General features: G+C 55.6%; 24 protein-coding genes and 1 tRNA gene. 11 read left to right on the top strand and 14 right to left on the bottom strand.

Features of this window, described 5'->3' with window-relative positions:
* The first annotated feature begins 71 nt into the window (after positions 1-71).
* From ihfA to Q1A43_RS06620, 6 genes are all read left to right on the top strand, one after another.
* Positions 72-374: an integration host factor subunit alpha gene (gene ihfA / locus Q1A43_RS06645; RefSeq protein ID WP_299921570.1), complete on the top strand. Its 303-nt coding sequence runs from the start codon at positions 72-74 to the stop codon at positions 372-374.
* A gap of 10 nt (positions 375-384) precedes the next feature.
* A complete protein-coding gene (locus tag Q1A43_RS06640) occupies positions 385-1,539 on the top strand; it encodes a MerR family transcriptional regulator (RefSeq protein ID WP_299933612.1) in 1,155 nt (384 codons plus the stop codon).
* Positions 1,540-1,614: 75 nt separating this feature from the next.
* Positions 1,615-1,691: transfer RNA gene (locus tag Q1A43_RS06635), tRNA-Pro, on the top strand.
* Between the two features lie 230 nt (positions 1,692-1,921).
* On the top strand, positions 1,922-2,332 hold the full coding sequence (locus Q1A43_RS06630; RefSeq protein WP_299921566.1) for a response regulator: 411 nt from the start codon (positions 1,922-1,924) through the stop codon (positions 2,330-2,332).
* A gap of 206 nt (positions 2,333-2,538) precedes the next feature.
* Entirely contained in the window at positions 2,539-2,910 is a 372-nt protein-coding gene (locus tag Q1A43_RS06625) for a PA14 domain-containing protein (protein WP_299921564.1), read from the top strand.
* A 93-nt stretch (positions 2,911-3,003) separates the two neighbouring features.
* A complete protein-coding gene (locus tag Q1A43_RS06620; RefSeq protein ID WP_299933610.1) occupies positions 3,004-4,080 on the top strand; it encodes a 2'-deoxycytidine 5'-triphosphate deaminase in 1,077 nt (358 codons plus the stop codon).
* Between the two features lie 2 nt (positions 4,081-4,082).
* Here Q1A43_RS06620 and Q1A43_RS06615 read toward each other — a convergent pair whose 3' ends face one another.
* From Q1A43_RS06615 to Q1A43_RS06575, 9 genes are all read right to left on the bottom strand, one after another.
* A complete protein-coding gene (locus tag Q1A43_RS06615) occupies positions 4,083-4,325 on the bottom strand; it encodes a hypothetical protein (RefSeq protein ID WP_299933608.1) in 243 nt (80 codons plus the stop codon).
* A 130-nt stretch (positions 4,326-4,455) separates the two neighbouring features.
* Positions 4,456-5,067 carry an SMC-Scp complex subunit ScpB gene (gene scpB / locus Q1A43_RS06610; protein ID WP_299921700.1) on the bottom strand — a complete coding sequence of 204 codons (612 nt, stop codon included), beginning with the start codon at positions 5,065-5,067 and terminating at the stop codon, positions 4,456-4,458.
* A 46-nt stretch (positions 5,068-5,113) separates the two neighbouring features.
* The gene (locus Q1A43_RS06605; protein WP_299921560.1) at positions 5,114-5,908 is read right to left on the bottom strand and encodes a ScpA family protein; all 795 of its coding nucleotides are present in this window, start codon (positions 5,906-5,908) and stop codon (positions 5,114-5,116) included.
* Between the two features lie 30 nt (positions 5,909-5,938).
* Positions 5,939-6,931 (bottom strand): glycoside hydrolase family 3 N-terminal domain-containing protein, encoded by a 993-nt coding sequence (locus tag Q1A43_RS06600; protein WP_299933606.1) that lies wholly within the window; start codon positions 6,929-6,931, stop codon positions 5,939-5,941.
* Entirely contained in the window at positions 6,928-7,959 is a 1,032-nt protein-coding gene (locus tag Q1A43_RS06595) for an SPOR domain-containing protein (RefSeq protein ID WP_299933604.1), read from the bottom strand. Before Q1A43_RS06595 ends, Q1A43_RS06600 begins: the two co-directional genes overlap by 4 nt.
* A gap of 114 nt (positions 7,960-8,073) precedes the next feature.
* Positions 8,074-9,813: an arginine--tRNA ligase gene (gene argS, locus Q1A43_RS06590; RefSeq protein ID WP_299921555.1), complete on the bottom strand. Its 1,740-nt coding sequence runs from the start codon at positions 9,811-9,813 to the stop codon at positions 8,074-8,076.
* A gap of 70 nt (positions 9,814-9,883) precedes the next feature.
* A complete protein-coding gene (locus tag Q1A43_RS06585; protein ID WP_299933602.1) occupies positions 9,884-11,707 on the bottom strand; it encodes a sodium:proton antiporter in 1,824 nt (607 codons plus the stop codon).
* A 30-nt stretch (positions 11,708-11,737) separates the two neighbouring features.
* Positions 11,738-12,358, bottom strand: coding sequence for a hypothetical protein (locus tag Q1A43_RS06580; protein ID WP_299933600.1), 621 nt, complete (start codon positions 12,356-12,358; stop codon positions 11,738-11,740).
* A 51-nt stretch (positions 12,359-12,409) separates the two neighbouring features.
* Positions 12,410-13,591, bottom strand: a complete 1,182-nt coding sequence (locus tag Q1A43_RS06575) for a deoxyguanosinetriphosphate triphosphohydrolase (RefSeq protein WP_299933598.1) — start codon at positions 13,589-13,591, stop codon at positions 12,410-12,412.
* A gap of 76 nt (positions 13,592-13,667) precedes the next feature.
* Between Q1A43_RS06575 and Q1A43_RS06570 the strand changes: the two genes are divergently transcribed.
* Entirely contained in the window at positions 13,668-13,991 is a 324-nt protein-coding gene (locus Q1A43_RS06570) for an iron-sulfur cluster assembly accessory protein (protein WP_299921547.1), read from the top strand.
* Between the two features lie 14 nt (positions 13,992-14,005).
* Here Q1A43_RS06570 and Q1A43_RS06565 read toward each other — a convergent pair whose 3' ends face one another.
* The 3 genes from Q1A43_RS06565 to Q1A43_RS06555 all read right to left on the bottom strand — a co-directional run bounded on the left by Q1A43_RS06565 (position 14,006) and on the right by Q1A43_RS06555 (position 16,671).
* The gene (locus Q1A43_RS06565; protein WP_299933596.1) at positions 14,006-14,941 is read right to left on the bottom strand and encodes a DMT family transporter; all 936 of its coding nucleotides are present in this window, start codon (positions 14,939-14,941) and stop codon (positions 14,006-14,008) included.
* Positions 14,938-15,996 carry a hypothetical protein gene (locus tag Q1A43_RS06560; protein ID WP_299933594.1) on the bottom strand — a complete coding sequence of 353 codons (1,059 nt, stop codon included), beginning with the start codon at positions 15,994-15,996 and terminating at the stop codon, positions 14,938-14,940. Before Q1A43_RS06560 ends, Q1A43_RS06565 begins: the two co-directional genes overlap by 4 nt.
* Before the next feature lie 75 nt (positions 15,997-16,071).
* Positions 16,072-16,671 (bottom strand): DUF6749 domain-containing protein, encoded by a 600-nt coding sequence (locus Q1A43_RS06555; protein ID WP_299933592.1) that lies wholly within the window; start codon positions 16,669-16,671, stop codon positions 16,072-16,074.
* Positions 16,672-16,972: 301 nt separating this feature from the next.
* Here Q1A43_RS06555 and xth point away from each other — a divergent pair, with 301 nt between their 5' ends.
* The 4 genes from xth (at position 16,973) to grxD (ending at position 18,630) form a co-directional block, all read left to right on the top strand.
* A complete protein-coding gene (xth, locus tag Q1A43_RS06550; RefSeq protein WP_299933590.1) occupies positions 16,973-17,767 on the top strand; it encodes an exodeoxyribonuclease III in 795 nt (264 codons plus the stop codon).
* Positions 17,768-17,887: 120 nt separating this feature from the next.
* Complete coding sequence (locus Q1A43_RS06545; protein WP_299933588.1) at positions 17,888-18,124, top strand: BolA/IbaG family iron-sulfur metabolism protein; 237 nt, start codon at positions 17,888-17,890, stop codon at positions 18,122-18,124.
* Between the two features lie 4 nt (positions 18,125-18,128).
* Positions 18,129-18,275, top strand: coding sequence for a hypothetical protein (locus Q1A43_RS06540; RefSeq protein WP_299921535.1), 147 nt, complete (start codon positions 18,129-18,131; stop codon positions 18,273-18,275).
* Positions 18,268-18,630: a Grx4 family monothiol glutaredoxin gene (grxD, locus tag Q1A43_RS06535; RefSeq protein ID WP_299933586.1), complete on the top strand. Its 363-nt coding sequence runs from the start codon at positions 18,268-18,270 to the stop codon at positions 18,628-18,630. Before Q1A43_RS06540 ends, grxD begins: the two co-directional genes overlap by 8 nt.
* Before the next feature lie 83 nt (positions 18,631-18,713).
* Here grxD and Q1A43_RS06530 read toward each other — a convergent pair whose 3' ends face one another.
* Entirely contained in the window at positions 18,714-19,112 is a 399-nt protein-coding gene (locus Q1A43_RS06530) for a cell division protein ZapA (RefSeq protein WP_299921531.1), read from the bottom strand.
* Positions 19,112-19,933 (bottom strand): hypothetical protein, encoded by an 822-nt coding sequence (locus tag Q1A43_RS06525; protein WP_299933584.1) that lies wholly within the window; start codon positions 19,931-19,933, stop codon positions 19,112-19,114. The genes Q1A43_RS06530 and Q1A43_RS06525 overlap by 1 nt, the downstream gene beginning before the upstream one ends.
* Between the last annotated feature and the right edge of the window lie 205 nt (positions 19,934-20,138).

Here is a 20,138-nt window from a genome sequence, read left to right as displayed (position 1 = left end):
TTTCAACCTATTGATATTGACTTGGCTTTTATGCCTCGCCTAATCTCCTGTGAAAACCGGGAGGGATGAACATGGGCGAAACGACCCTGACACGTATGGATCTTAGCGAAGCTGTCTTTCGCGAAGTTGGTCTGTCACGCAATGAAAGCGCCGACCTTGTCGAAGCTGTGCTTCAACACATGTCGGATTCGCTTGTCGAAGGTGAACAGGTGAAAATCTCATCCTTCGGAACCTTTTCGGTGCGCGACAAAGCGGCCCGCGTTGGTCGCAACCCAAAGACCGGGGAAGAAGTGCCGATCCAGCCACGCCGTGTTTTGACGTTCCGTCCCTCTCATTTGATGAAAGACCGCGTGGCAGCTGGTAACAAGAACTGAGGCCTGACTTATGGCGAAGTCCCGGGATGCGTTTCGCACCATTTCCGAAGTTGCGGAATGGTTGGAAACGCCCGCGCATGTATTGCGCTTTTGGGAAAGTAAATTCACCCAGATTAAACCCGTAAAACGGGCTGGCGGGCGGCGCTATTACCGCCCCGCCGATATGGAATTGCTGGGTGGAATCAAACAGTTGCTGCATGAAGATGGGATGACCATCAAGGGTGTGCAAAAGGTGCTTCGCGAACATGGCGTGCGCCATGTGTCGTCATTGAACGCCATTGTAGTCGATGAGGATGAGGCCATGCCTTCATCCGAAATCATCGAGGATGCGCCCTATGTCGAGGTCGAAGTACCCGATTCCGTTGTGGCCTTCCCCGGCACAGAAGCCTCTACAGAAACAGCCGAGCCCGCGCAAACTGCCGATATGTTTGCAGAGCCTGAGACATCTGATGAGCCAGTTGCCGACGATGTGTCAGACATCGACGAACCCGAGCAAAAAGATGCAGGTGCCGACTCGGAGGGCGGTGATGCTGACGTGGATGTCACATCAGAAACGCCTGATACTCCAGAGACCAACAAAACGCCGGATCACCTAGAAGACGAGGATTTGACCCCGACTGCTAAACCTGAACCGGCGCAGATGGGCGAGGGTATTGTGCCGGATGAACAACCTGTCCGTGCGGAGGAATACGCTGATTCTTCGGTCGAATTGACCACGACCACAGAAAAAGACGTCGAATCGCGGACGGATACGCCGGAAAATGACGCCATCCCAAGCGTGATGGAAGACAATACACCGGTTGACGAAAAGCAAGAGCTTGACCAAATCGACGCCTCGGAAGGCGAAGAAGTGGAACATGACGCGCCTATAGCTCAGAGCGATGAACCGAATAGGGATGCCCCGCTTGCAGAAGAGCTTGCTCCGTCTAAACCGGTTGAAAAAGAAGAGCCTGTTTCGACAAGCTTGGACGATTTGAAGGCAGAGGACGCAGAAACGCCGACCGAGGATCAAAACGCCCCGGAGCCAAAAGTCGATACTACCCCTCGCCCTGCCCTCTTGTCGCTAATCGCTCAAGTCGAATCGCTGTCCCAAGTACAGGCGGCCGCCTTGCGTCCACACTACGATGCATTGCGTGACCTGCAGAATAAGCGTCACTCAAACTAACATTGGTCATCCACAGGTTTTTCTCAAACAAGGGGTTGCCCCCGCTTAGAAATCCAGTATGACACTCCGACAAGTCGGGCTATGGCGCAGCCTGGTAGCGCGTCCGTCTGGGGGACGGAAGGTCGCAGGTTCGAGTCCTGCTAGCCCGACCATTTAGCTACCAATATAAACCCCCAATCGCGGCTAGTTCGGGCCGAGGTTCTTTGAAAAGTAATTTGTTTTCATAAACTGGCTGTCCATAGGGCGTTCAGTGAACAAAAAACACTCAACTTTGAATGGTTTTGCATCGCATTCTTGATTGCGGTGAAAAACACTGTATCGTCGGTTCTAATGCGATGGAATTGAAAGCAAAAGGCGGCAAGTTAAATTGCCGATGCACTATATGGGCCATCTCTATATTGCGGACGACAATGAAGAATTCGCAGATTACCTTGCGACTGTGGCCACTCGTGAAGGGTGGACGGTTACAATTTGCACCAACGGCCTAAAACTTCTTGAGAAACTCCGCTCTGAAGATGGCGCGGCTTTTGCTCTGGTCGACATTAACATGCCCGAAATGAACGGTATTGAGGTTATTGACGACATTGTTGATATCAACCGCCCGTTGCGCATTCGGTTTATCACTGGTGGCAGCGACGTGACGCTTTTGGCAGCAAAAATGATTGCATCAGCCCGGTCTCTGTCTGTGGGTCGCAGCATCTTCAAACCAGTGACGCTGGATGCCTTCCGCAAATTGCTTGCAGAAGAAGAGATTGAGCTCGCCTCGCTGCTTACCAAGGCACAATCCTCCTAAACGACGTCGAAATTAACCATTTCGCCTGTTTGGAAACAGTGTGTTAGCTCGCTATTTGTTGACGTTAACCTGTCATTTCCTATGATTTGCAACAAGGGGTGCTCAGATGATCTGAGCTTTGGGGCTGATCGTGCTGCGATCGCGGCGCGTCTATGGATAACTTTGGTCTTCAGCCTTTTTGATAACGTCGACGCGCGAGGCCTAGTATGACATCCGAGTATCAGTTCAAGCCAAACCCAAGTGACAATCCAGACATGAGCGCAAACAATCAAGATATGACGGCGCAATATGACCGACTTTTGCAAAGCCCACGTGGGGGAACCTACGATTTCACCTTGCAGGCCCATGACTTGGCGCGTGTTTTGGTGAATGGAACGCTCTTGCTAGACAACCATGACGCCATGACAAGCGGTCACCTCACCAAGCAAGTCGATCTTGCCCCCGGCAACCACCACATCCAGTTGCGCTATCACGACAACGAGGGTGAGGCGACGTTGCGGTTTTGCGTCGGCGACGCAATGGCCAAGACCAACCTGCTTGAAATCTCCCAATCCGGAAGCAAAGCCACGATCAGCTAAACACAGTGATTGCAGCGCTAAATGCGTTAATCAGACCTGTTGCTTTCGACCTGAGCTTGCTATTCAACTCGCCAAGTCAACGGGAGGCGCGATATGACCGGTGTTCTGGCCAGCCAGCAGATTGAAACTCTGATCACGAGCGGGGCGCTCTCTGCGGACGTCGATTTCATCGAAGGACAGGTACAACCCGCCAGCCTTGATTTGCGGTTGGGAACCGTTGCCTATCGCGTCCGCGCCTCTTTCCTGACCGGTGAGAATCGCAAGGTCGCTGATCGGCTTACAGAATTTGAAATGCACCGGATCGACCTGTCTGATGGGGCGGTTCTGGAAAAGGGCTGTGTCTATGTGGTTCCATTGATGGAACACTTAGCACTATCCAGCGACATTCAAGCCATCGCTAATGCCAAAAGCTCTACCGGCCGGTTGGACCTTTTGACCCGGGTAATCACCGACGGCGGCGTTGAGTTTGATCGTATCCCGGCAGGGTACACCGGCCCGCTATACGCCGAGATTTGCCCACGCTCTTTCTCCGTTCTTGTTCGGCCCGGCATGCGGCTTAACCAAATTCGGTTCCGCCAGGGCCAATCGATCCTAAGCGATCAGGAATTGCGCGACTTACACAATAGCGACGTTCTAGTTGCCGGTGGTCCGGCGGTAATTGGCGAAGGTTTGGGGTTTTCCGTCGATCTAGAACCCGGCTCTGGCAACCTTGTTGGCTATCGCGCCAAACCACATACAGGCGTCATCGACCTTGATCGTATCGGCGAATATGACCCCAAGGATTTTTGGGATGAATTGCGCACCGATGGTCGCCAGCTCGTCCTTGATCCCGGTGCCTTTTACATTCTAGTAAGCCGCGAAGCCGTCCACATCCCCCCCGGATACGCGGCTGAAATGGCCCCCTATTTAGCAATGGTCGGGGAATTCCGCGTGCACTACGCTGGCTTCTTTGATCCCGGATTTGGGCATGCTGCGGCCGGCGGAACCGGTGCGCGTGGCGTACTCGAAGTACGTTGCCACGAAGCTCCCTTCGTTCTCGAACATGGGCAAACCGTTGGACGCTTGGTCTATGAACGGATGTCAGAGGTTCCAGAGACACTTTATGGCGCGGGCATTGCCTCGAACTATCAGGGCCAAGGCCTAAAACTCTCCAAACATTTCAAGGCATAATCCTACGCCTGAGACTGCTTTTGCTCTTTGCGCTCCCGGCGAGCCCGACGTTTTTCGCGGATCGCCTGTCGTTCCCGACGCGCTTTGCGAATTTCCTCGCGGCTTTGACCGTCTTCGGACTCGACCTGAGACATGGCGTTTTGCTCGGGTTGCTGTGCCTCTAGCATAGGCTCAGGCTTGCGCAGTTTCTCAACCTGTTTGAAACCGGCATCCACGCCCGTTTTGACAGCTTTTCGCACAAACATGCGCGTTACCATATTTAAAACTTGGTTGGCATTCATGCTCGGATACCCTCCACTCTTTTCCTCTATATACCATATATAGCGCGAATTTGTAGAGGTTTCTCAAGACCTGCACCAAGATTGGCCGTTAGATTTAATCCTCAAACAGCTCGCTCTGGCCTTCGTCGGTTTCTTCTTCGGCATCAATATCGCCGTCACCCATTTGTGGCATACCGGAGGAAAGCGGGCGGCTTTCCAAAAGGCCAGCGGCGCGCAGTTCCGCCAAACCGGGAAGGTCACGCGCACTTTCAAGGCCAAAGTGATCAAGGAACTCTTGTGTCACGACAAAGGTCACCGGACGCCCCGGCGTCATACGGCGACGACCAAACCGAATCCATTCCATTTCCAACAGTTGATCGATTGTGCCACGTGACACCCCAACACCGCGAATTTCTTCGATCTCGGCGCGGGTCACCGGTTGATGATAGGAAATAATCGCCAAGGTCTCGATAGCGGCGCGGCTGAGTTTGCGGGTCTCAACCGTTTCGCGCTGCATCAAGAAACCAAGATCAGCAGCAGTACGTATTGCCCAGGCATCTCCGACCTTGACCACATGCACGCCCCTGCCCTCATAGCGTTTGCGCAGATGAACAAGCGCCTCTGCCGCGTCACAGCCATGAGGCATCCGGTCATTCAGCTCTTTGACCGACACAGGATCGGCGCTGGCGAAAAGAATGGCTTCGACCATGCGCTCTTGTTCACCCATCGGCGGGGCGTCAAAAAGGCTGTCCGTCTTGGGCTCGTGCACGGTATCACTCACGCGGGATCTCCCTGCGGCGTAGTTGAATGGGGGCAAAGGTTTCCGATTGCTGAATCTCGGCCTTCCCTTCCTTCACCAACTCAAGCGAGGCGGCAAAAGTCGCGGCGGTGGCAGAGCGCCATTTAACCGGGTCGTCGTCCCAACCCTCAGGAAGGTATGAGATAATATCCGTCCACTGTCCGGAAAACCCGATCATGCCGCGCATCCGGTCCAATGCCATTTCCATGGTAAACACTTTCTCGCGATCCATGACAAAGGGGCGGAATTCGTCTTTGGTTCGGATTCGGGCATAGCCCTGCATCAGGTCGATGAGTGTCGCGGTGTATTTGACCTTGCGCACCCGTTCCATGTGTTCGGGAATACCGCGTACAAAAAAATCGCGGCCCTTTTGATCACGCGCCATCAGCTTGGCGGCGCAATCGCGCATCGCCTGCAATCGTTCCAATTGAAAAGCCAGATGCGCGGCTAAATCCTCGCCCGACGGTCCCTCTTCGGTCGGATCAGGTGGCAAAAGCAAGCGTGATTTCAAGAAGGCCAACCAAGCCGCCATCACCAAATAGTCCGCCGCCAGTTCAAGCCTCAGGGTCTTGGCCTCTTCGACAAAAGCCAAGTATTGCCGCGACAGATCGAGAATGGAAATCTTGCGAAGGTCAACCTTTTGGGTACGCGCCATCGACAGCAACATGTCCAACGGCCCCTCATAGCCATCAACATCAATGACAAACGCCTCGGCGGCGAGGCGGTCATCAACGGTGAGCGGAAGCTCTGGCGAGTCGGTTTCTGTCATCTGCGTTCTGGAACCCGGCGATGCGTGGCGTTAAGGGATCAACGCCTCAAACTCAGCGTGCAGCGCCGCGATGTCAACATCTACGGGGTCTTGACGTGTCGCAAGTGCCGCCTCGGCGCGCGTTTGGGCTGTGTCGGTCATCTGTCCAACCCGATCCATAATTGCAACCATCTCAGCGAGCTTGCCATTACAATGTAGAACCGCGTCGCAACCCGCCGCAATCGACGCGGCGCTGCGCTCGGCAACGGTGCCCGACAGGGCCTCCATCGAAATATCATCGGTCATCAAAAAGCCGTCAAACCCCATATCGCGGCGGATCAGATTGATCATTTTCTCTGAGACTGTGGCGGGTTGTGGATCGATCTTTTCGAACACCAAATGCGCCGTCATACCAAAGGGAAGATCGGCAAAGGGCGCGAACGCCGCAAAATCAACAGCGTCCAATTCTGCACGATCGAGGTCAATTCGAGGCAAATCAAGATGGCTATCAAGCTGCGCCAACCCGTGACCGGGGATGTGTTTCATCACCGGGAAAACGCCCGCGTCTTGGTGCCCTTGGGTCACCGCTCGCCCAATCTCAATGACGGTTTTCAGATCAGAGCCATAGCACCGATTGCGCAAAAACTTGTGGGTACCCACCCGAGCGACGTCGAGCATCGGAGCGCAATTGCCGTTGATACCATGGGCGCACAGTTCGCGACCAATGATGTGATAACGTAGGCGCATAGCCTGTGCGGCACGCGCGCCAAACCTCGCAACATCGTCCAGCGGCGCAAGCCATTCGGTTGCCAATGGCGCGCGAAGACGTTGTACACGACCGCCTTCTTGATCGATGAAAACCGGCGCATTCCATCCGACGCTGTCCCGAAGGTCAGACGTCAGGGCCCGAACTTGATCCGACGTGTCGATGTTGCGCGCAAACAGGATGAAGCCCAAAGGAGAAGCTTCTGCAAAAAAACGCTTTTCCTCGACCGAAAGGGCTAAACCTTCGCAACCAAATATGGCTGCGCCAAAACGATTCATTTGGTCACAACCGGAATACAATCCACGTTTTGGGCCATAAAGGCGGCGCAGAACCGACGGGAATCCGACAGATCAGCAAAGCCATGCACGCGCAGGCGGTAGAATTCGCGACCGCCCCGTTTAGCCTTTTCGATCACGCGATCTTTGCCCGCCAAATAATCGCCAAAACGTCCATCAAGACGCGACCATTCCTTGCGGGCCCCATCGGGTGAATTGAAAATCCCAACCTGCACGAGGCGCGTGCCTGCGGGCAATGCCGCCGCTTCGAGCTCACGTGTGGTGCCGTTGGTAGAAGACGCCGCCGCCGGGGCCGCATCGGTTTCTGTCGCTGTGGCCGCTCCTGTCAAAGCGGTAGTTTTCAAACCGGCGGGACGCAAACGCGGACGTAGTGAACGCGCCAAGCCCGGCGGGATATCTTTTTTGACGGCAGAAGCCAGTTCTTGTTCGATTGTAGAGGGTGCTGGTTCCGCTACGGCGGTCACAACGGGCGCTGTTTCGCCGGGTGCCAAGGCACTCAGCGGGGCGACCTCAGCCGCCAATTGATTGGCCAACGCCTGAATAGGGTCCAATTCCTCGGCGGGTTGAACCAAAGCCTGCGCCGGTTCGATTTCCATCAGCTCTGCTTCGCGCGCAAGAGACGCCTCCATCGGCATGGGTGCCGGATCGGGGTCAGCAATCAGCGCACCAGCCGCAACATCTTCGGACGCGAGACCCGCGGCGACAGGTGCCAAAACCAGACGGTCCGCAGGCCCTTCGGCGGCCCCCTGCCCGGCGACATTGTTGACAGCAAGGCCTTGATGATCCGCCAGGGTTCCGCCCGGGTCTTCTGGGGCGACGCGCATTGGGCCGGCCATGGCTTGCACGATTGGCACGCCGCTGACATCGCGTGCCATCACGCGGTAGCCCCAAACGCCAACCCCAACGATCAGCGCGATTGACGCTGCTGCGCCCATCCATGTCGCTAGGTTTGCAACTTTGCCAGAAGCAGGGGCCGCATAACCGGCCCCATCATAGGTGTAATCTGCCATTTTGCCTCGTCTTCCCAAGGCGATACATCGCCGCCCCGGTGGTCTGCTGTCGTGTTGTTTTGCGTATTTTGCGGTTCAAAACACGCGGCCTGTGTGACCCGACGAGTGCGTCTTTTAGCGCATTTCTGTTGCCGGGGTTACGCCCAAGATACCAAGACCAGCGGAAATAACAACTGCCACGGCCCGCGCCAGCGCAATTTTGGTCAGTGTGACATTGGAGTCATCCTGCAAAAAGCGCAGTTCGGTTTCTTTGTTGCCGCGGTTGTAGTGCCCATGCAAATCCGAGGCGAGTTCTTGGAGGTACGTCGCGATGCGGTGCGGCTCATGAACACGCGCAGCAATTTCGACCTGACGCGGCCAATCCGCCAGCTTAGCGATCAAGGCGATTTCAGCCGGATGCAGGTTGGTTTGATCGACCGCGGCCAATGTCGCGTCATCGGTTGCAACGCCTTGTTCGGCGGCGTTGCGCAGCACCGAACAAATACGCGAATGGGCGTACTGCACGTAAAACACTGGGTTTTCGCTGCTTTGCTCGACCACTTTATCGAAATCAAAATCCAGCGCCGCATCCGATTTGCGGGTCAACATATGGAATCGCGCCACATCGGCCCCGACCATATCGACCAGATCACGCAGGGTGATAAAGGTCCCTGCCCGCTTCGACATTTTGAACGGTTCACCATTTTTGAAAAGCTTCACCAATTGGATCAGCTTGATATCGAGCGGAACCGTGCCGCCGGACAGCGCCGAAACAGCCGCCTTCATCCGTTTGACATAGCCACCGTGATCGGCCCCAAAGATGTCGATCAGCAGGTCAAAACCACGCTCAACCTTGTCGTAGTGATAGGCGATATCAGGTGCGAAATAGGTCCAAGCCCCATCCGATTTCTGGATCGGACGGTCAACATCGTCGCCATGTTCAGTCGATTTGAACAATGTCTGTTCGCGCGGTTCCCAGTCTTCGGGCTTTTTGCCCTTTGGCGGCTCCAATACACCGCGATAGATCAGATCCTTGTCGCGCAAACTATCGATGGCAGCTTCAATCTTGCCGGTGCCATAAAGCGCTTTTTCAGAAAAGAAATGATCCATCTCGACGCCCAAGGCTTTGAGATCGGCGCGGATCAACTCCATCATCGCATCGGTCGCATAGACGCGCACATCCGCCAGCCAGACATCTTCGGGTTGGTTCAAATAGGCATCACCAACCTTGTCTTTGAGCGCCTGACCAACCGGAACGAGATAATCGCCCGGATAGGTTCCGTCCACGAATTCAACCTCTTGGCCGTGGGCCTCAAGGTAGCGGAGGTAAACCGAGCGCGCCAAAACATCGACCTGCGCTCCACCATCGTTGATGTAGTATTCGCGGGTCACATCGTAGCCGGCAAAATCCAACAAAGACGCCATGGCATCGCCAACAATCGCGCCGCGGGCGTGGCCCACATGCATCGGACCGGTCGGGTTGGCCGAGACGTATTCGACGTTGACCTTTTTACCGTGGCCCATGGATGAGCGGCCAAAATCCGTGCCCGAGGTCAAGATTGCCTTTGGAACCCCCTGCCAGATCGACGTCGCAAGACGCAGGTTCAAAAAGCCCGGTCCGGCCACATCGGCGCTGGCGATCCGGTCATCCTCGACCAGTTTCGCGGCCAAAGCCTCGGCAATGTCGCGCGGCTTTTGTTTGGCGGGTTTGGCCAACACCATCGCGGCATTGGTCGCCATGTCACCATGGGCCGCATCGCGAGGTGGCTCAACCGTCACCGGGGCGAGGTTGAGGTCCGTAGGCAGCGCACCCTCGGCTTGCATCGCATTGATCGAAGCGAGCACCAGCTCGCGAATATCTGTAAAGAGGTTCATCTATCGGCTCCGAAACTTGGGGCTGCTCTATCATGACTGGCGGCGGGGTCAAATGGCTGGTTTTTGGGTGTCAGGCCTGACCGTTTGCTAAATCCGGTCGTGGTGGACCAAATGCCAGCACTTGCGCCCCAGTGACATCACGCAAGGTATCTTTGGGACCAAGCAGGCGCAGGCCACCGCCCTTGCCTAGAACCGCCACCGGGATCGCATCGGGATGTTCGGCCCGCCAATCATCGGCGCTGAATTCTTCGGTCAAATTGGTGGTGCGGAACACCCAGCCTTCGGCCATTTTGGCATTGAGTTCAAAGAAGGTCTCATCACCGCAAATGGCGCGCCCACCCAAGGTTACCGGTAGGGCATGGCGGGAACTGGTTTCGCGGACACGTCGCAGTTGGAAAACGTTGGAGCGGCCAAATTCCGGGGCAAGGTCGGTGGCCACAAGCGTGTTGTAGGCATCGTTGTCCGTGGCGCTTATCAACATATCAAAAGCCACCAAATCCAACCGATCTTCGGCGGCCTCAGATAGGATGTCGCCATAGTAGACCGGCACCCCCGCCTCGCGAGCGCTGCGCAAATGGGCGTGATTGGGATCGGCTAACAAGACCTGAAGGTCGAGCTTTTCGAGGGCCTGTGCCAAGGCAACCGACCAACGCGATCCACCCAAGATCAAGACCCCCGGCGTGGTGCCCGCCGTTAGGCCCAAGGCCCGCGCCACAGGAGTGAGGGTGAAGCCATGCAGAACCACAGTCGCCAAAACCAAGGCAAACGCCAGTGGTGCAATCCGTGCGCCGTCGACGATACCGAGTTCCGCCAATCGTTCACCGAATAACCCGGCGACAGCCACCAAAACCACGCCGCGCGGGCCGGTCATCGCCACCAAAAGCCGCTCTTTCCATGGGACATTGGTAAAGGCCAAAGCAGCCAAAACCGGTAAAGGTCGGGCGATAAAGATAACCGCCAAGACGAACAAAGCCGCGCGCCAATCCAGCGCCGCCAGTGTTGCCGCGCTCATATTCGCCGACAAAAGGATGAAAACGCCCGAGACCAAAAGGACGGTGGCGTGCTCCTTGAAACGGCGCAGCTCGACGTAGCTTGGCAGGTCCGAATTGGCAATCCATAGGCCCATAATGGTCACCGCCAACAATCCGCTTTCGTGCAACACGGCGTCGGAGGCCGCAAAAACGGCAATAAGAACAACAAAGAGCACCGGGATCTTCATGTACTCCGGCACCCAGCCGCGCCGGAAAGAATTGGCTATCCCCCAGCCACCCAAAACACCCAGAACACTGGCAAAACCGATACCCAGGACCAGCTGTTGCACCGCATGTCCGGCGCTTTCAGCCGTGTTTAGAACAACAACAACTTCAAAGGCCAGAACCGCCGCCAAAGCACCAACCGGATCGTTGACGATGGCCTCCCACTGCAATAAGGCGGCGGGGCGTTTTTGTAATCGTGCTTGGCGTAACAACGGCGCAATCACGGTAGGACCCGTGACGATCATGATACCGCCAAACACCGCCGAGGAAGCCCAGCCCAAACCGGCAACGTAATGCAGGACCAGCGTTGAGGCCAACCACCCAAGCGGCGCGCCAACGATGACCAATCGGCGCACACCTTTGGCAGCATCCGAGAGGCTATGAAGGTTCAAGACCATGCCGCCTTCGAACAGGATAATCGCCACGGCAATGGCGACCATGGGTTGCAACATATCGCCAAATTGCTCCGCCGGGTTCAAAACACCCAGACCCGGACCAACCGCCAAACCCGCAGCGAGCATCAAGACAATCGCCGGAAGCCGCAGACGCCACGCAAGCCATTGGCTACCAACCCCTAAAACGCCAACCAGCGCCAATGCCACCACCGGGTCAAGACCCGTACCTGAGGAAACCGCCATGCTCTGCCCTGTCGTTGTTCGCGTTAATGCTTAGCGCAGCTCAAGCGCCCAGTCGATCACCATCCCCGATTTGACGCCACGCGACACCGGATGACAGAGCATCAAAATAGTATCCGTGGCCGAGACAAGCTGCTCACGTGTCCAATCTCGGTTATGTTGAGGCAGCCCAACACCCAGCATGCGAACCGGTTTGTTTTCAGTAGAAAACCGCTGCAACAAAGCTTCATAGCCTGTGCGGTTGGTACTATCTTCTTTGCTATCCTTTGGCTCAGGAATAGTGATGACGCCCAAAGTGCGACCGGCGACCATGCCGTCTTTGAGCGCCGCCGTCAGGCCGGTGCTCCGGGCAAAGGTGTCAGGCCGTTGGCCCCGAGCCGTTCCCTCCATCAAGGGCAACACATCTATATAAATGTTAACGGGCTGCTCTTCCCAAGCATCTTTGAGCAACCGCAAGATGTCACGCCACCCCGAATGCATGGCCAAAGGTTCGATCTTGCTGGGATGTCGACTTGCTAGGGCGCGCAGCGCCAAATCATCAACGCCTATCGCAACAACCGTCGCCCCAAACCCCGCCAATCGTGTACAAAGCGCCGCGCCCAAAGGGTGTTCGGCCCCAGCCACCACGGCCACTTTGTTTTGAAAGCGTGACACCCCTAACACTCACTCTACCTCAAATTGATTTGGATGTATGTGACACAAAGGTTAACCGGGGGGAAGAGCGCTTTGACCATCACGATCAAGAACATGGGTTCCCGTCAAGTCGGCATGTTGTTGCAAGGCAAAGCGATCAGTCATACCAGCGATGTAATCAGCCACCAAACGGGCCCGGCTTGTCTCATCCTCAATGGCTGCTGTATCGCCGCGCCAACGGTCCGGAAGCATAGATGGATCCGCCATAAAGGCAGGAAACAAATCATTCAGCGCAATGGTCACACGACGGCGTTGCTCCATCACAGAGGGCGCGCGATACATGTTTGAAAACAGAAACTTCCGAATTTCTTTCAACTTGCTCCACATCCCATCAGAAAAGGCAATGACAGGTCGCCCCAATTCGCGAATGTCCTGCGCAGTTTTACACCCCGACGCATGTAATCTTGATCGAGATTCTGTCAAAACATCCGTCACCATGACGCCAAATACCCGGCGCAAGGCCTCGTGGCGCCGCCGATAGGCATCTAGGTTCGGAAAGGTTCCGTCGACCTCGCCATAAGCGTCTGCAACAATTGGCAATTCCATAATTTGCTCTTCTGTAAAGAGCCCGGCCCGCAAGCCGTCATGCAAGTCATGGTTGTTGTAGGCAACATCATCGGACAATGCAGCAACCTGTGCTTCGGCACTGGCATGAGTATGTAACTCCAGATCGTGCAAGGCGTTGTATTCGGACAAAGCATAGGGAATGTCGCCTTCAACCGGGCCGTTGTGTTTGGCAATCCCCTCAAGCGTGTCCCATGTCAGGTTCAGCCCATCAAATTCGGCATAATGCCGTTCGAGCGAGGTTACGATCCGCAAGGTTTGGGCATTGTGATCAAAGCCACCATAGGGTTCCATCAAAAGCGCCAAAGCATCTTCGCCGGTATGCCCAAAGGGCGTGTGCCCAAGATCGTGAGCCAAGGCAACGGCTTCGGTAAGGTCCGTATTCAGGTCCAAAGCATTGGCGATTGTGCGCGCTACTTGCGCCACTTCGATCGAATGGGTTAGGCGCGTGCGATAAAAATCGCCCTCATGTTCCACAAAAACTTGGGTTTTATGTTTCAACCGGCGGAAGGCCGAACAATGGATAATCCGGTCGCGATCCCGTTGAAAACATGAGCGATGAGCGCTCTCTTCCTCGGCATATAGACGTCCCCGGACCCGATTTGGATCGCAGGCAAATGTTGCGCGCATGGCGGGCGCTCCTTGTCGCTTGTCCCAAGCCGCCATATATTGCATTCAACGCCCGAGATAAACCACGAGGATTGCAATGCAATTGCCACCAGTAGTGACCCCCCGCGCCTATGAGCGCCTCTCCGAGATCGGTGCCGCAGGCGACGGCATGGCCTTGCGGGTCGCGGTTGAGGGCGGCGGATGCAGTGGATTTCAGTATGAGATTAAGCTGGACGAGCCTGCTCGCGATGATCTTGTCCTTGAGGCCGATGGCGAAAAGGTCGTTGTTGACCCTGTATCGCTGCCATTTCTGGCCGGCGCGACGATTGATTTCAGCGACGAGTTGATCGGTGCGCGCTTTACCATAGAAAACCCAAATGCCAGCAGCTCTTGCGGCTGCGGCACATCTTTCTCTATGTAATCAGCGCCTTACTTCTATTCAGCCGGGTAAATTCGTGCCTTACCCAAAGACGGTGACGCGCCGGATTGCTCCGACGCGTTTTGCAGTGCGAGTTTTCTACGCACCAGGCTTTCTTCGACCACCAGCCAAAGACCCGATGCGATAACCAGCATGACACCTAATATCGTTCCGGTTCCGGGGAACTCGTTGAAGGCCACCATGCCGATGGCAACCATCCACACAAATTGAAGGTTCATCAGCGGTGTCGCCACATAGGCCGGAAGCAAACGCAATGCTTCCGCAACCACATAGCGGGCGCCGAACAAGAACACCGCATAGCCCATGATCCAACCGGCATCGACCAATGTCATTGGCCGCCAGACAAAGGGCAAAGCCACGCCCATGGCAACCATCAGTGCCAAATTGGGCCAGAACACTTGCGCCAGGGGCGCGCGCTCCACCTTGGCAATGACCCGCGCCAGCAACATCGACGCCGTTCCGGTGAGCGCCGCTAGAAACGCCCAGGCATGACCCTCTTGTGCACCGCTCACACCGCCTGGGGTCAGGAAAAACACGCCACAGGCACCTATGCTTAGGGCGACCCAAGCCAAGGGGCGCGGGCTTTCGCCCAACATCGGGCCAGACATCGCCGCCGCGATCAAAGGCATCAGGCCAATGAACAAAAAGACGTCTGCGAAAGGCAAGAGCAGGAAGGCTTTGAAAAACGCCAGCGAGGCAATGACGGTTAGTGCGGACCGCGCGACCATGGCCTTGATCGAGCTGATTTTCAACGTCCCACCGCCGGTTGTTCGGGCCGCGCCCGCTGCCATCAACACCACAAGCGCCGAGGACAGGGCAAAGAGTTGCGGGGCCTCATAGCCACCAGCGATGAATTTGGTGATCCCATCTGCGGCGGCCATCATACCTGTATATACAATGACCAACAGAGCGCCGAGTGTTGTCGCCTTCATGCCCGACCTGCCCGGGCGAACCCTTCGAAAAAAGCACCAAAGTCTGAACTGCTTTCGGCAGCAATATCAAGAACGTCACGGGCTTCTGGCGAAAGCTGCGGGGCCATACGATGGCGCATGACTTCCCAATCGGTGCTGCGCGCATCATCAAGCGACAACATCACCTGACTGATTTCGCGCAACGCAGTTGGACGTTGATGGCGATCAAAACGCATCCGTCCGCCACCAAATGACTTGCGGAAGATCGAGGACCCTGCAACGGCTTGATGCCAGTTGCAGACGAGGAACTCATGGTAATCATCGTTCAGCGGCACATGGTCCCCCTCGTCGATCTCAAATCCCACTGTTTCGCCCTCGAGCCAATCCGTCCAAATTGTGGGCGGAACCACACTCGCATAGCGCAGAGCAATACAAACCTCGGCCAGCAAATCAGCGTTTTGATCCAAAAAGGCGGTCAGTCCGGCGAAATGCAAGCTTAGCTTTCCTTCTACGCTAAGTTTCGGGTCACGTCGACCATACTCGCTCAGGTAGAATGAAATATGTGTCAATTCATACGCAGCTTTCTTGTTGGGAAGCGTAAAAGTACGCGTTCTTGCCGCAAAATTGCGCAATCTATCATCCAAACCGGCATCTTTGACCGATTCAACCCCACGTCGAATCATCAGGCGGCGCGCCTCGGCACGTTGCAAATCGGACAGCTCTGCCATGGGCAAGCGTTCGGATTTGGCAAAATCCACCATACGTTGTGCTTTGTCTCCCGGCATTCCCAGATCCTCAAGGTCTAGGGCAAGAGACAGCAAAAAGCGGTAATATTGTGGGAAGAATTGCAGCCGTTTTTCGGCCTGTTCGTAAAATCCTTCGTAAACCTGAAGGGACTGGGAGGACACCGGTTGGCCGGTGCATTCCAGAATATTCAAAAGTTCCGCGTTTTCCTTGAGCCAAAACACATCCTCTCCGATGCGGCGGGATTGGGAAAAGCAGCCCAGAAGCGCGGCAACCCGCGCCTCCAGAGGCAGAATCCGGGTCGGTACGTTGAGCGCGACGACATTTGTCATGATAAGAACTCCTCTTGTTCTGAGAGGCAGAGCAGCAAACGCCCTACCCGGATTCTGAAGCCTTTGGCCTAGAGATTAGGCAGTGACCGGGCCGGACCAGGATGTGAACGCTTCGACATTGTCACCGGCTTCGGTGCTGTCACCAACGGGGCCGCTCCAGGACGTGAACATTTCAACGCTGTCACCGGCATCGGAATTGCCGCCAGCAGGGCCGGACCAAGATGTGAACATCTCAACATTGTCACCCGCTTCGGTGTTGCCGTCTGCCGGACCGCTCCAAGACGTAAACATTTCAACCGCATCGCCGGCGTCTGTGTTGCCTGCGGATGGGCCAGACCACGAGGTAAACATCTCTACGTTGTCACCGGCATCTGTGTTTCCGCTTGCAGGACCGCTCCAAGACGTGAACATTTCAACGGCGTCACCTGCGTCTGTGTTGCCTGCTGTTGGGCCGGACCAGGATGTGAACATTTCGACGGCGTCACCGGAATCGGTGTTGCCCGCCGCAGGACCGGACCAGGATGTGAACATCTCGACCGCGTCGCCGGCATCAATGTGACCATCCGCAGGGCCAGACCAAGACGTAAACATCTCAGTTGCATCGCCGGTAAACGCACTTGTTTCAGCTTTGGAAACAGTTTGTTCAGAAATCATGTGCTTGTGTTGAGCTGACATTGGAATTCTCCGTTTTGAGAGTTGCGTGTTTTTGCCCCCCAAAGCTGCCACCTTACCGCGTTTGCATAATAGTTAATTCCCGTTAAGGTTGTGCTCAAAATCAGTTATCCACATGAGCTTCGCCTTTCAGCTAACTCTCAGAAAACATTTATAAAAGTTGTCCACATTTTTGCTTTTCTTGTGGATAAGTATAAACTTTGCAATGCAACACTTATTTGCAAATTTTACAGGTTCCGAATCGCATTGATTCCTTGCACCCGCCCCCCGCTTTCAGCGATAGAAAGACAAAGGGAGAGCGCGCATGAAAATCGCCACGTTTAACATCAATGGTATCAAGGCGCGGCTTCCCGCGCTTCTCGATTGGCTGGACGACGCGCAGCCAGATGTGGCACTGCTGCAGGAAATCAAGTCAGTTGATGAAGCGTTTCCGCGTCAAGAGTTTGAAGATCGCGGTTATAATGTGGAAACCCATGGGCAGAAGAGCTTCAACGGTGTTGCGATTCTGAGCAAACTGCCGCTAGAGGACGTCACCCGCGGCCTTCCCAACCTTAACGAAGATGACGAATCAGACGAACAAGCCCGCTGGATCGAAGCCACGGTTATGGGTGAACGCGAGGCGATCCGGCTTTGCGGATTGTATTTGCCCAACGGCAACCCCTGCCCCGGTCCAAAATATGATTACAAGTTGAACTGGATGAAACGCCTTGAGGCGCGGGCCCAACAGTTGCTGGATGATGAAATGCCCGCGCTTATGGCCGGGGACTATAATGTCATCCCTCAATCCGAAGACGCCGCCCGCCCGCAAGATTGGACCGAGGACGCCTTGTTTCGCCCCGAAACCCTCACCGCCTTTCGTCGCATCCTGAACCTTGGCTTTACCGAGGCATTCCGCGCCCGCACCCAAGGACCAGAGCACTATAGTTTTTGGGATTATCAAGCCGGCGCTTGGCAGCGCAACAATGGCATCCGTATCGACCATTTCCTTTTGACACCTCAGGCTGCGGACATGCTTGTTGAGTGCAAGATTGACAGCGCCATTCGCGGCCGTGAAAAGCCTTCTGACCATGTTCCGGTCTGGGTTGAGCTCGACATTTAAACGGCCACGTCGCAATCCGCGACCAATTGAGGGCGGCCCCGCCCCTTGTGCGCCTTGCGCATCGGGGCACATCGCACTACTTCTGTCAGGAAAGCGAAACAAACCGGAGGCCCATGCTCAATGCCGATGCATGCCCAAGAAATCGAAGACCTGCTGCGCGAAAGCTTTCCTGATGCGGAAATTCAGGTTGCTGGCGAAGACGGTGTTCATATGTCTGCCATGGTCGTCGACGAAAGCTTTCGTGGCAAAAACCGTGTTCAGCAACAGCGTGCCGTTTATGCCGCGCTCAAGGGCAAGATGGATGGCGCAGCCGGTGAATTGCACGCGCTGGCCCTAACCACCAAAGCCCCGGAATAATCCGATGTCCAGCGTGATGACTTATCTCGATAGTGTTTGGCCGGTTCTGGCCAGTTTGGCGATTGTCGGGGTTATCACCTACGGATCCATAATGCCCTATATTCGCAAGGATCGCCAAAGGCGACTTGAAGAGGAAAACCAAGATGACTGATGCAAAAGCCAGAATTGATGAAACCGTCAAAGCCAATGACGTTGTTCTTTATATGAAGGGCACCAAGGATATGCCGCAGTGTGGCTTTTCCAGCCGTGTCGCCGGTGTTTTGAACTACATGGGTCTGGAATATACCGATGTGAACGTTCTCGCCGACGAAGACATCCGTCAGGGCATCAAAGACTATTCCGACTGGCCGACTATTCCCCAGCTCTATGTCAAAGGTGAATTTGTTGGCGGTTGCGACATCATTACTGAGATGGCTCTGTCTGGTGAGCTGGACACGCTTCTGGATGACAATGGCCTTGCCTATAACAAGGAAGCGGCTGACAAAATCCGCGAAGCCAACGCCTAAGGGTTAGTGACAGACCAAAAAGAAAAGCGCCCCGCATTTGGGGCGCTTTTTTGTTTTAGAGATCAGACCAACAAGCCTGGCAGTTAGGCCAGCTTTTCTTCCACCGAACTGGCCACGGCCTCGGCTTGCGCGGCGAGTTCTGCCAATCCATCGGAAACGTTCGACGGGATCACCGGAACCTCGACTTTTTCGGGCATCGGTGGGGGCGCGCTTTTGAGTTCATCCAATTCGGACTGAATGGCCGCCATCTTGTCCTCGGCTTCGCGCAGTTTTTCCTCAAGCCCGGCGGTTTTATCCGCCAACATCAGGCCCGACATCAACAACATGCGTGGCTCTGGCATCCGACCAATCTGACCTACCAAAACAGCGGCCTCTGCATCAAGCAATTTGGCAGCGGATTGCAAATACTGTTGTTCGCCTTCTTGGCAAGCAACTTCAAACGACCGGCCACCGATGATGATTTCAACTTCGATCTGAGACATTACGCGTTCTCCTCACCGGCGGCTTCGGCCAAAAGCGGCTCCATCGCCGCCAGAACGGCATTGGTTTCGGCGGCTTCGGCGGCCTGCGTCGCCCGCAGGCTTTCCAGCTCGGCCAGCATCGCCTTGTTGATCAAATGCGGTTCACCAACCCCTTGGGCATTGGCCTCGCGCAACGCGGAAACGGTTTCCTCAAGCGCTGCGTTTGAGCTGCGCAAACGCTGTAGCTCACCGTCCAACTGCGCCATGCTCTCGCGTTGAGCTAGCAATTGCTGTTCAAGCGCCGCATCATTGCCGCCATCGCCACTTGGTTCGGAACTCGCTTCGGACTGGCGGGCAGTCAAAACGTTAAGCCGCTCCTGAAGCTGAGCATTGGCGATCTTCTCGTCTTCCAGCTCTTCGCGTAGGGCTTCAAGTTCAGCGCTATCAACGGCGGCCACTACGGGCGCGGCAACCGGTTCTTCGACGGGGGGTTCGACGGGGTCCCCGGTGGCGTCTTCTGCCTCCGTTTTAACCACTGCCGCTTGCACCACTTCGGCCGCTTCTTTTGCTGCGGCCAATTGTTCCGTCAAAACCGCCGATTCATCTTGTGCGACCCTTAGCTTTTCAGCCTCAACCGCCGCCGCTTCGCGAGAGACATTGGCCTCAATCTGAGCCGCCTTCGCATCCTCTTGGGCAGCAACCAAGGCCGCCTCAAGCTCAACAAGCTTGTTGGCCGCCTCCGGGTCCGCTTCGGCCACGGGGGCCGTATAGCCCTCAACCTGTTGCGAAATCCGCTCTAACGCCCGCGTAATCCGGCCGTGCAATTCATCGATTTGGGTCATCCTACCCCCTAGCCTGCTTTGAGCCCTTTTTAGCGCTATCACAAACGAATCGCGCTTTGGCTCGCTTGGCAAAAAGTTTAACAAGCGCTTACGGAAAAAGCGCCCCCTATTAATTCCAATGTCTTAGGCGGAAATAGGCCTGTTTGTCCACATCACCACATGACAGGCATGCTTGCACTTTGCCCCAACGCTGTTATTGAGCGCG

Source organism: uncultured Pelagimonas sp. (assembly GCF_947498515.1).
Lineage (GTDB): Bacteria > Pseudomonadota > Alphaproteobacteria > Rhodobacterales > Rhodobacteraceae > Pelagimonas.
This window is presented reverse-complemented; position numbering and strand designations above follow the sequence as displayed.

What these genes read in the sequence shown, in the direction of transcription:
- Q1A43_RS06615 (WP_299933608.1), bottom strand. Translation starts at nt 4,325, where the DNA reads ATGTTTGTGCGAAAAGCTGTCAAAACGGGCGTGGATGCCGGTTTCAAA.
- Q1A43_RS06630 (WP_299921566.1), top strand. Translation starts at nt 1,922, where the DNA reads ATGGGCCATCTCTATATTGCGGACGACAATGAAGAATTCGCAGATTAC.
- Q1A43_RS06625 (WP_299921564.1), top strand. Translation starts at nt 2,539, where the DNA reads ATGACATCCGAGTATCAGTTCAAGCCAAACCCAAGTGACAATCCAGAC.
- Q1A43_RS06530 (WP_299921531.1), bottom strand. Translation starts at nt 19,112, where the DNA reads ATGTCTCAGATCGAAGTTGAAATCATCATCGGTGGCCGGTCGTTTGAA.
- Q1A43_RS06640 (WP_299933612.1), top strand. Translation starts at nt 385, where the DNA reads ATGGCGAAGTCCCGGGATGCGTTTCGCACCATTTCCGAAGTTGCGGAA.
- Q1A43_RS06575 (WP_299933598.1), bottom strand. Translation starts at nt 13,591, where the DNA reads ATGCGCGCAACATTTGCCTGCGATCCAAATCGGGTCCGGGGACGTCTA.
- Q1A43_RS06540 (WP_299921535.1), top strand. Translation starts at nt 18,129, where the DNA reads ATGTCCAGCGTGATGACTTATCTCGATAGTGTTTGGCCGGTTCTGGCC.
- Q1A43_RS06605 (WP_299921560.1), bottom strand. Translation starts at nt 5,908, where the DNA reads ATGACAGAAACCGACTCGCCAGAGCTTCCGCTCACCGTTGATGACCGC.
- xth (WP_299933590.1), top strand. Translation starts at nt 16,973, where the DNA reads ATGAAAATCGCCACGTTTAACATCAATGGTATCAAGGCGCGGCTTCCC.
- Q1A43_RS06600 (WP_299933606.1), bottom strand. Translation starts at nt 6,931, where the DNA reads ATGAATCGTTTTGGCGCAGCCATATTTGGTTGCGAAGGTTTAGCCCTT.
- Q1A43_RS06525 (WP_299933584.1), bottom strand. Translation starts at nt 19,933, where the DNA reads ATGACCCAAATCGATGAATTGCACGGCCGGATTACGCGGGCGTTAGAG.
- argS (WP_299921555.1), bottom strand. Translation starts at nt 9,813, where the DNA reads ATGAACCTCTTTACAGATATTCGCGAGCTGGTGCTCGCTTCGATCAAT.
- grxD (WP_299933586.1), top strand. Translation starts at nt 18,268, where the DNA reads ATGACTGATGCAAAAGCCAGAATTGATGAAACCGTCAAAGCCAATGAC.
- Q1A43_RS06545 (WP_299933588.1), top strand. Translation starts at nt 17,888, where the DNA reads ATGCCGATGCATGCCCAAGAAATCGAAGACCTGCTGCGCGAAAGCTTT.
- Q1A43_RS06585 (WP_299933602.1), bottom strand. Translation starts at nt 11,707, where the DNA reads ATGGCGGTTTCCTCAGGTACGGGTCTTGACCCGGTGGTGGCATTGGCG.
- Q1A43_RS06620 (WP_299933610.1), top strand. Translation starts at nt 3,004, where the DNA reads ATGACCGGTGTTCTGGCCAGCCAGCAGATTGAAACTCTGATCACGAGC.
- scpB (WP_299921700.1), bottom strand. Translation starts at nt 5,067, where the DNA reads ATGGGTGAACAAGAGCGCATGGTCGAAGCCATTCTTTTCGCCAGCGCC.
- Q1A43_RS06595 (WP_299933604.1), bottom strand. Translation starts at nt 7,959, where the DNA reads ATGGCAGATTACACCTATGATGGGGCCGGTTATGCGGCCCCTGCTTCT.
- Q1A43_RS06560 (WP_299933594.1), bottom strand. Translation starts at nt 15,996, where the DNA reads ATGACAAATGTCGTCGCGCTCAACGTACCGACCCGGATTCTGCCTCTG.
- Q1A43_RS06555 (WP_299933592.1), bottom strand. Translation starts at nt 16,671, where the DNA reads ATGTCAGCTCAACACAAGCACATGATTTCTGAACAAACTGTTTCCAAA.
- Q1A43_RS06565 (WP_299933596.1), bottom strand. Translation starts at nt 14,941, where the DNA reads ATGAAGGCGACAACACTCGGCGCTCTGTTGGTCATTGTATATACAGGT.
- ihfA (WP_299921570.1), top strand. Translation starts at nt 72, where the DNA reads ATGGGCGAAACGACCCTGACACGTATGGATCTTAGCGAAGCTGTCTTT.
- Q1A43_RS06570 (WP_299921547.1), top strand. Translation starts at nt 13,668, where the DNA reads ATGCAATTGCCACCAGTAGTGACCCCCCGCGCCTATGAGCGCCTCTCC.